This is a genomic window from Leucobacter komagatae (assembly GCF_000834055.1).
Lineage (GTDB): Bacteria > Actinomycetota > Actinomycetes > Actinomycetales > Microbacteriaceae > Leucobacter > Leucobacter komagatae_A.
In genome coordinates this window covers 25,676-33,066 of sequence record NZ_JXSQ01000031.1, presented here as the reverse complement: position 1 = coordinate 33,066, position 7,391 = coordinate 25,676, and the positions used below count along the sequence as shown (strand labels likewise).

Sequence of the window (7,391 nt, the reverse complement as noted above, 5' to 3'; positions counted from 1 at the left end):
CCCCGGCCCAGCCGCTAGTGCCTTGCAAGGATCGTCGCGTGGTCCGTGCCTGCCGGCAGCACCCCGTAGTCGATCCCGCGATCCTCACCGAGGCGAGCCCCAATGAACGCCTCGGCACTCGCCGACGGCGCGTAACGCAGCATGAGCCCCGCTTGCAGCGCGAGCCCCATCGTGCCGACGAGTCCGCGCGCACCGGCCTGCGCGACGTCAACCGGTGCACCAGCGATCTCAGCGAGCCCCTGCTGCACGCGAGCGCGCAGCGCGTCAAAGCGGGGGTCGGCCCCTGCGGCGAGCGCGAGCTCCGCGTCGAACGCGGCGATGCTCTCCGGTTCGCGGGCAAGTGCACGGAGCACGTCGAGCGCGATGACGTTGCCCGAGCCCTCCCAGATCGCGCTCACCGGCTGCTCGCGGTAGCGCATTGCGAGCGGGAAGTCCTCGGTGTAGCCGTTGCCACCGAGGCACTCCATGGCCTCGCAGGCGTGGGCGGGGCCGCGCTTGCAGATGCGGTACTTCGCGACGGCGGTTGCGAGTCGCCTGAACGACTGCTCCTGGGCGTCGGCCGCGTCCTCGTGCGCGGCGGCGAGCCGCATCGCGAGCAGCGTTGAGGCCTCGGACTCGAGCGCGAGATCGGTAACAACATTCGTCATCGCGGGCTGGTCGACGAGCGTGCGTCCGAATGCTTCGCGGTGCCGCACGTGCCAGAGCGCCTCGGCGACGGCCTGCCGCATGCCGGCTGCGGTTCCGATGACGCAGTCGAGCCGGGTGCGTGCGACCATCTCGATGATCGTGCGCACCCCGCGGCCAGCCTCACCGACAGGGAATGCGACAGTGCCGTCGAGTTCGATCTCGCTCGATGCGTTCGACTTGTTGCCGAGCTTGTTCTTCAGCCGCTGCACCCGGAACTCGTTGCGCGTGCCGTCTTCGAGAACGCGGGGAACGAAGAAGCAGCTGATCCGTCCCTCAGGGTCGTTGCCCTCGCGGGCGAGCACGAGGAACGCGTCAGACATCGGTGCTGAGCAGAACCACTTGTGTCCCGTGAGCAGCGCCCCGCCCTCGACGCGCGTCGCGACGGTTTCGTTGGCGCGTACGTCTGAGCCGCCCTGCTTTTCGGTCATTGCCATGCCCATGAGCACGCCCGGCTTCTCGCCCGGGGTGCGCAGCGTGCCGTCGTATCCGGTTCCGAACAGTCGGGGTAGCCAGGTCTGCGCGAGATCGGGTGCGTGCTCGAGCGCTGGTACGACGGCGTGGGTCATGGATATGGGGCAGGCGTGGCCTGGCTCGACCTGCGCGAACAGCGAGAAGGTCGCCGCGCGTGCGACGTGTGCGCCCGGCTGCGGTTTCGCCCACGCCGAGGTGTGTGCCCCGGCCGCGGTCGCCGCGCCGATGACGCGGTGGTACGAGGGGTGGTAGCGCACCTCGTCGATGCGGTTGCCGCGGTGGTCGAAGCTCACGAGTTCGGGGGTCTCGGCGTTTGCGAGGCGCGCATCCTCTTGGAACTCTGCGGTGCCGACGTGGGCGCCCGTCTCCGTGAGGGCGGTGTCTGCCCAGCCGGCGCCGAACGCCTGCACGGCTTCGCGGAGCACGGGGAACGAGGTGTATTCGTTGATCTCCGTGCGCTCAGGCGGCTGATTGCTGACAGTGTGGGTGCGGCCTGCCGGAGCGGGGCGCAGGATCGTGCTCGTCTCGGATGCGGTAAATGTGGTGGACATCAGTGTCTCCTTCGAACGTGCGGGTGTTTGGGGCTTAGCGTGACTGTCTGGTGAGGGGCGCCTGAGCGAACCCGGCGAGGCGCTGGGTGGCCGCGGCGATATGGTCGAGGACTGCGGTGACCTCGGCGGCGGGATCGGGATCACCTACGGCGGGATCGGGGTCACCGGCGGCGATGGCGACCGTCGGCTCAAGCGGGCGGATGAATGCCTCGCCCAACGCGCCAACGATCGCAGGGGCAATGAGGTCGATGCGCTCTTCGGTGAGGGCGCCCTCCGCGAAGCCGTCTGCGAGGATCTCGGTGACTGTCTCCGTGTAGGAGCGGCGGAACACGAGGCGCTCCCGTTCGACGGCGACATCGGCTGGTTCAAAGAGGAGCGCCATTGCGAGCGTGCGCCCCCTGAGTGCGCGCGCCCCAAAGGCCCGAACGAGGGCGTCGAGCCGGTCGAATGCCGGCGTTTCCAACCGGGCGGCGGTGCCGAAGCCCACCGCTTCGCGGACGACGGCGAGCTCAATGCCTGCCGCGCGATCGAAGATCGCCGCGGTGAGCGCGAGCTTGTCGGGAAAGTACGTGTAGACGGTGCCGGCTGAGACGCCAGCTCGACCGGCGACCCCAGCAATTGTGGCGGCGGCGAATCCGCCCTCGGCGACGAGGTCGACACCGGCGGCGATGAGCGCGGCCTCGCGCGCCATGCGGTGCTGCTCGGTGCGCTCTGTGCTTCGGTACGCCATTGTGTTCCTCTTTCTGCGGCCTCAGTTCATGCCCCTGCCGCGGCGCCTCCCGCCCTGAACTGGGTGTTTGCTGGAGTGCCTTCCGTAAACAATTGAACCATGATTCAATTGTTTACGGAAGGGGTTGGCAGCTGTTCGCCCCGCCACACATCAACACCGTCGTTGAACTTTGGAGAAGCTATGGATCTCAGCAGCATGCTCGACAGCACCGCACGAAAGTTTCCCGCGAAGGAAGCCATCGTTGCAGGCGACCGCAGATACACGTACACCGACCTCGTCGAACAGTCGCGCCGCGCAGCAAGCGTCTTCCGAGACGCCGGCCTCGCGAAAGGGGCCAACGTTCCCGTCGTCACCCTGAACACCCCGGGTTTCGTGTTCGCCACCTTCGGGCTCTGGCGCGCCGCAATGGTGCTCGCGCCTGTGAACCACAAGCTCACGGCCCCCGAGCTCAGGTTCCTCATCACCCACAGCGGCGCTGAGGTCGGCGTCGTCGACGCGACCCTGCTCGACACCGCGCGGGCAGCAGCCCCGGGCGTGCGCTGGCTCGTCACGGAGGCGGCCGCCTTCCCCGAGATCGAGGTCGACCCGCGGGACGACTTCGACGCACTCATGGCCGAGGCCGAGCCGTGGGACGGAGAGCCGGTGAGCGAGACCGACATCGCGGAGCTGCTCTACACCTCAGGCACCACGAGCGACCCGAAGGGGTGCCTGCACTCCCACCGCGGCATCACAACGGTGTCCGCCTACTGCACCGCTGGCACTGGCCTACAGTCGGCCGACCGCTTCCTCATCGCGATGCCCATCTGGCACTCCTCACCGCTCAACAACTGGTTCCTCCCTATGATGTTCCTCGGCGGAACTGCGGTGCTGCTGCGCGAGTACCACCCGATCGAACTGCTGCGCACGATCGAAAAGGAGCGCACGACCGCGTTCTTTGGGCCGGCGATCGCGTACCTCGCACCCCTCCAGGCGACCAAGGCAGCGGGCCTCGACTGGGAGTCGTTCGACCTCTCGAGCATGCGCCTGTGGATCGCTGGTGGCGCGCTCATTGGCAAGGACACGATGCAGACCATGCGCTCCGCCTTCACCTCAGGCGGTTTCCACCAGGTGTACGGGATGAGCGAAATGGGCCCAGTGGGCACCACGCTGTTGCCCGCCGACCAAGAACGCAAGGCCGGCTCGATCGGGCACGCGGGAATGCCAGGGGTTGATCTCAGGGTGATCACCCTCGACGGCGCCGATGCCAAGCCGGGCGAGACCGGTGAGATTTGGCTGCGCTCAGATACCCGGATGCGCGAGTATCTCAACAACCCCGAGGCGACCGAGCGCGCGTTCGAAGGCGACTGGTACCGCACAGGTGACCTCGCGACCCTCGACGAGGACGGCTACCTTTTCATCGCGGACCGCATCAACGACATGATCATCACCGGTGGCGAGAACGTCTACACGCTCGAGGTCGAGAACGCTGCGCGCGAGCACGCCGGCGTTGCCGACATCGCTGTCGTCGGTCGGCCGCACGCCGAGTGGGGCGAGACGATCGTCGCGGTCGTCGTTCCAGCCGCGGGCGGCGGGCCGAGCGTCGAAGAACTCCGAGAGTTCCTCGCGTCGCGGCTCGCAAAGTACAAGATCCCGCGCGATCTTGTACCCGTCGAAGCCCTGCCAAGAAACCCGTCCGGCAAGGTGCTCAAGCACCGGCTGCGCACGCTCGTACAGGAGGGCGCTCCCGCGGCCTGACCGGCGCGGGAGCGCGGGAGCGCGGGAGGGTTGCACGGCCCGCCCGCGCCTCAGAACAGCGTTGGCTCGGGCACACCCGGTGGGGCAAACACTGCGGCCGCCTCGCGCGGCTCAGCGTCGAGCTGCACTGCTCCACGCCGCCGGGAGCCGTGCGCTCCCGCGGCCGCTACCGGCGGGTACGGGTCGCGGCTGTGCGCCCTCCCGGCGTACTCGAGTCGGTGCTTGCGCATGAGCGGCCGGATCCGGGCCGCAAGCTCAAGGCGGTACGCCTGCGTCGCTTTGCTTGAGGCGCCGGGGAAGAGCTTCCGATAGCCGGGGAGCAGCTCGGGGTGCTCCCGCTCAAGCCACGCAAAGAACCACGGCTTGACGTGCGAGCGCAGGTGCAGGGCGCCGTACATTACGGAGCGCGCGCCAGCCTCGCGGATGTCGCGCAACAGCGCGTCCAGCTGGGCAGGGCTGTCGGTGAGGTACGGCAGCACAGGCATCACGAACACATCGACGCCGAAGCCGGCCGCCCGCGCCGCTGCTACGGTGTCGAGCCGCGCCCGCGTGGTCGGCGTGCCAGGCTCGATGGACTGCTGCAGTGCGTGGTCGCCGACAGCGATGGACATCGCGAGCTCGACGGGAACCCGCTTCGCGGCCTCCGAGAGCACCGGCAGGTCGCGGCGCAGCAGCGTTCCCTTCGTGAGGATCGAGATCGGGGTGCCGCTGGCTGCGAGTGTCTCGATGATGCCCGGCAGCAGCCGGTAGCGACCCTCGGCCCGCTGATACGGGTCGGTGTTCGTGCCGAGCGCGACCATCTCGCGCCGCCACGACGGCTTCGCGAGCTCGCGCCCGAGCACCTCAGCAACGTTGACCTTCACGACGATCTGCGAGTCGAAATCGCGGCCAGTGTCGAAGTCGAGGTAGCGGTGCGAGCCGCGGGCGAAGCAGTAGACGCAGGCGTGCGAGCAGCCGCGGTACGGGTTGATCGTCCACGAAAACGGCATCGCCGACCCCGCGGGAACCCTGTTGAGCGCACTCTTCGCGAGCACCTCGTGGAACACGGCCCCCGCGAACTCCGGGGTGCGCACCGTCCGCAGATGCCCGGGCATCGCAGCGAGCTCGGTGAGTTCGAGCCCGGGGAGTGTCGACGCAGCCCCGGCGGCGGACGAGGCCACCTGAACGTCAGCGCCTGCCGCGCCGACCGCAACACCCTGTTCGCTCCACCTCATGAGGTTATTCGAACATATGTTCGAACGAATTGCAAGCCGCTGCGCCCTCGGCGAGCCCCGTCAGCGGCGCTTGCCTCGGATCGCCCGCAGCGCACCGAGGATCGCGACGAGGTCGACGACCTCCTGCAGCCAGGCCCCAGCGATCGCCGGGAGAAACCCAAACGCCGCAACGAGCATCAGCCCAACGCTCACCGCGATGCCCATCCAGATGCTTTCGAGGGCGATGCGCACGGTGTCCTTGCCGATCCGCACCGCCGTCGCGACACCATCGATCCGGTCGAAGCGGTTCACCACGTCGGCGGATTCGCTCGCCGCGGTTGATCCGCGCGCCCCCATCGCGAAGCCCACATCGGCGGCGGCGAGCACGGGGGCGTCGTTGAGCCCGTCGCCGACCATCATGAGCGGGCGGGGCTGCATAGCGGCAACGATCCGCACCTTATCCGCGGGGCTCGACTCCGCGTGGACCTCCGTGATGCCGGCCTGCGCGGCCATCGCATTCGCGGTCGCCGCGACGTCGCCGGTCACCATCGCGAAACGTTCCATGCCGAGCGAGCGCAGCTCGGCGAGCACCTCAGGGGTTTCTGGCCGCAGCTCGTCGCGCATCACGAGCACGCCGGCGAAGCGATGATCGAGCGAGACGTAGATTGCGAGCTCGCCGGCGCCGATGTCAGCGCGCCCCAGATCGGGGGCCACCTCGGCCACCCACGAGGGCTTGCCGACGCGCACCGTGCCCGCGGAGACAACCGCTTCCACGCCGTTCGTCGCACTCTCCTCGGCGCGCTCGACGGGCAGCAGTGAGATTCCGCGCGCTTTCACTGCCTCGACGACGGCGCTCGCGAGCACGTGCGAGGAGTACACCTCGGCGCTCGCGGCGAGCTGTAGCAGCTGCTCCTCGGTGAACCCCTCGGCCGGGCGAACCGCGCGCGGCTCGGGCCGGCCCGTCGTGAGCGTGCCGGTCTTGTCGAACGCGGCGGAGCGCACCTTCGCGAGCTGCTCGAGAGTCCCGCCGCCCTTCACGATGAGCCCCTCCTTCGCCGCGCGACTCATGCCGCCGAGGAACGCGACGGGCGCCGCGATGAGGAGCGGACACGGGGTCGCGACGACGAGCACCTCGGCGAAGCGCACGGGATCCCCGCTCGCCCACCAGGCGACGCCAGCGATCGCGAGTGCGATAACGGTGAAGGGCACCGCGTAGCGGTCGGCGATCCGCACGGTCTTCGCGCGGCTGCCCTGGGCCTGCTCGACGAGATCCACGATCTGCTGATATTTGCTGTCGCTCGCTGTCGCCGCGGCGCGCATGATGATCGCGCTGGATCCGTTCACCACACCGCTCGCAATGCGCTCGTCGCGGGCGCGCATCACCGGCAGGCTTTCGCCCGTGAGCGAGGATTCATCGAACTCTGCCGAGTCGGAGAGGAGGATCGCGTCGACGGGGACGAGCTCGCCCGGCCGCACGAGCAACCGGTCTCCCGCGAGGATCTCGCCCACCGGAACGGTCTCGGTGCGGTCGTCGGTGAACTCGGTGACCGCGAGCTCCGAGACGGCGCGATCTGCTGCCGCGGTGGATCCGCTCGCACCGACGCCCGCGGGCGCCGCGGCGGTGATGAGCCGGGTCGCGGTCTGTGGAGCGCGCTTGAGGAGAGCGGTGAGTTCGCGCTTCGAGCGATTCTCCGCGTAGTCCTCGAGCGCCTCACCGCCGGTGATCATGAGCACGACGATGAGCGCGGCCCACACCTCGCCGACGCTCACCGCCGCAACAATCGCGATGACCGCGAGAATGTCGAGGCCGGCATGGCCGCGCATGAGCTGCCGCACCATGCCGTAGGCCTGCCACGCCGCGATGCAGAGCGCGTACCCGCCGACGAGCCATGGCGCGATGCCGCGCGCGGGCGTCGCGAGCATGCTGAGCCCGATGATCGCGACAACAATCGTCAGCGCTACCGCCGGGTACGCCCGTGTCCACCGCAGAATAAGCTTCATAGCCACCATTTTGGTTCTACATAG

At 68.8% G+C, this 7,391-nt stretch carries 5 protein-coding genes; 1 reads left to right on the top strand and 4 read right to left on the bottom strand.

From position 1 onward, the window contains the following. Nucleotides 1-14 precede the first annotated feature (14 nt). Both SD72_RS14810 and SD72_RS14805 read right to left on the bottom strand, forming a co-directional pair. Entirely contained in the window at nt 15-1,709 is a 1,695-nt protein-coding gene (locus SD72_RS14810) for an acyl-CoA dehydrogenase family protein (RefSeq protein WP_042545242.1), read from the bottom strand. A 34-nt stretch (nt 1,710-1,743) separates the two neighbouring features. Next, entirely contained in the window at nt 1,744-2,439 is a 696-nt protein-coding gene (locus SD72_RS14805) for a TetR/AcrR family transcriptional regulator (protein WP_052492743.1), read from the bottom strand. A 180-nt stretch (nt 2,440-2,619) separates the two neighbouring features. Between SD72_RS14805 and SD72_RS14800 the strand changes: the two genes are divergently transcribed. Further along, the gene (locus SD72_RS14800; RefSeq protein ID WP_042545241.1) at nt 2,620-4,173 is read left to right on the top strand and encodes a class I adenylate-forming enzyme family protein; all 1,554 of its coding nucleotides are present in this window, start codon (nt 2,620-2,622) and stop codon (nt 4,171-4,173) included. 50 nt (nt 4,174-4,223) lie between these two features. Here SD72_RS14800 and SD72_RS14795 read toward each other — a convergent pair whose 3' ends face one another. Further along, complete coding sequence (locus SD72_RS14795; RefSeq protein ID WP_084767255.1) at nt 4,224-5,387, bottom strand: Rv2578c family radical SAM protein; 1,164 nt, start codon at nt 5,385-5,387, stop codon at nt 4,224-4,226. Nucleotides 5,388-5,447: 60 nt separating this feature from the next. Further along, on the bottom strand, nt 5,448-7,367 hold the full coding sequence (locus tag SD72_RS14790) for a heavy metal translocating P-type ATPase (RefSeq protein WP_042545240.1): 1,920 nt from the start codon (nt 7,365-7,367) through the stop codon (nt 5,448-5,450). Nucleotides 7,368-7,391: the final 24 nt, after the last annotated feature.

Bases quoted from the DNA above. Each gene is read 5' to 3' on its own strand.
- SD72_RS14805 (WP_052492743.1), bottom strand. From the start codon at position 2,439: ATGGCGTACCGAAGCACAGAGCGCACCGAGCAGCACCGCATGGCGCGC.
- SD72_RS14800 (WP_042545241.1), top strand. From the start codon at position 2,620: ATGGATCTCAGCAGCATGCTCGACAGCACCGCACGAAAGTTTCCCGCG.
- SD72_RS14795 (WP_084767255.1), bottom strand. From the start codon at position 5,387: ATGAGGTGGAGCGAACAGGGTGTTGCGGTCGGCGCGGCAGGCGCTGAC.
- SD72_RS14810 (WP_042545242.1), bottom strand. From the start codon at position 1,709: ATGTCCACCACATTTACCGCATCCGAGACGAGCACGATCCTGCGCCCC.
- SD72_RS14790 (WP_042545240.1), bottom strand. From the start codon at position 7,367: ATGAAGCTTATTCTGCGGTGGACACGGGCGTACCCGGCGGTAGCGCTG.